Here is a 1,956-nt window from a genome sequence, read left to right as displayed (position 1 = left end):
ACTTTGTATTTATGATAATGTTATGTTGTTAATTTATAAAGTTTATAAAATAAAAGATACGTTAAGTAAAAAATAAGGGATAAATATCACCTTTTTGTTTTCATTACTTTATCCCTTACTTAAATACTATACAAGCACCTATTTCCTTTATACTCATAACCTATTGCTAAAGGAGTGATCGAATGCCATGGCAATATAAAATTAGATATTTACTTGGTCAACCCGTTGGAATTTCACTTACAAATGGCCAAGGGACATCAGGTATTCTTTGTGGTATTTCTGATGGTAAGGTACAAGTTATTGAATATTTATATCAAGCACAGTTCGCTTTAAAACAATACGACTTTTATATGATTCAAGACATTAATGGATTCCCACCTTGCCAAAACCAACAACCTGTTTATTAANNTCTTCTAGAAAATAAAGATTTTTTCATCAGCTAGTTTTAGTTTTCTATATTAAAAATATCTCTACTAAAACAGCATCCTTCAGAACCAAATGCGACAAATTTTCTTTGCCCACACAAACGTGATATATCCAGAAATATTAAACCTTGTATTTTTCTTTATTTCCAAATATATTTAATTATGGAAGAACGAAAGTTTTAGAAATGGTACATTTTCGATATGTTGTACCATATTGTTTATTTGGCAGGAGGGTTTTGCTTTGGTTTTGAAGGAAAAAGATGTAATAGACGTGGCTTATCATTTTAATATAGAACATATTGAGCAAATTCAATTTTATCGAAATGAAGACAATATATTAGTAGAATTTTATAGTCATGGGCAGCAATTTTATTTGAAAGGCGAAGAGGCAAATGAGGAATTCACCCAGAAAACAGTTCAATTCGCATCGCTCATGAAGGAAAAAGGTTTTCCTTTTACAACATATTTATATACAGATTCAGGTGCACCTACCTTCAAATATAATAATTTTATATTAACATTAGAAGAAAAAATAGAAGGTACTGAAATAGAACAACTAACAATGTTGCAATTAAAAGAAATTGGTAGTCTATTAGGAAAACAACATCAATTATCAAGTCAAATAAACTTTTCATTTGATTCAGGCACCAGTTTTGGAATGTTTGGTGGAAATGCAACTGATTCTTTAGGAGATTATGATGAAAATGAATTATCTTTTCAAGATTTTATCAATGCTATGATAGGAAAAGACTTGGTAGATGACATTCAAAAGATATATTTAGAAAAACGCCAGCATGTAAAGGAAGTATGGCACTCATTACCGAGCGGACCAGTACAAGGGGATTTTTGTCCATATAATATGATTTTTTCTGAAACAGGCAAGATAAAAGGTGTATATGATTTTAATATTGCAGGGAATGAAGTATTTTTAAATGAATGCATAGCAGCTGGTGTTTACATATCATGGCACTATTCGTTTGCTGGAGAAGAAAGTCCATTAGAACGATTTCATTGCTTTATGCAAAGCTATGAGAATAGTCGTCCGCTAACACTTTTGGAAAGAACGTATTTCGATACGATTTTTCAAATCATTAGAGCATTTCGATTTGATCGTATCGAAGAAGGTATTGAAGACAAAGTTAGGCACAAAAAGTTTATTGAAGAAACATATGAAATATTAAATAGTTCGAGTGGATATATACCATGTAAATAAATGCAAAAGAGAAGCACCATAACGATAGACTACTTCTCCTCCAATCAATTTAATTAAAATAGCGACACTATTTAACAGTATATCAAACATTCGTTCCCTTGTATAATATTCGCTAAATTAGTATTTAGTGAACTTTTAAATGTTAAATGAATTAAATTGTTAGATTCATATTGTTGTCTTCAGACAACTTAGTCATGACCCAAACAATTTAGTCGTGACTGTGACAACTTAATAATGACTTAAACAATTCAGTCGTGACCTAAAAATCTGATTAGTAATAACTAATCGAGATTTTATTGTATATTGATAATAACTCAA

General features: G+C 30.0%; 2 protein-coding genes. Both read left to right on the top strand.

Annotated features, from left to right (window positions below):
• Positions 1–182 precede the first annotated feature (182 nt).
• Complete coding sequence (locus tag V7014_RS26095; RefSeq protein WP_335511864.1) at positions 183–407, top strand: hypothetical protein; 225 nt, start codon at positions 183–185, stop codon at positions 405–407.
• Between the two features lie 259 nt (positions 408–666).
• Entirely contained in the window at positions 667–1,638 is a 972-nt protein-coding gene (locus tag V7014_RS26090) for a phosphotransferase (RefSeq protein WP_335511862.1), read from the top strand.
• Positions 1,639–1,956: the final 318 nt, after the last annotated feature.

This window comes from Bacillus sp. JJ722 (assembly GCF_036963345.1).
Taxonomy (GTDB): domain Bacteria; phylum Bacillota; class Bacilli; order Bacillales; family DSM-1321; genus Bacillus_AD.
This window is presented reverse-complemented; position numbering and strand designations above follow the sequence as displayed.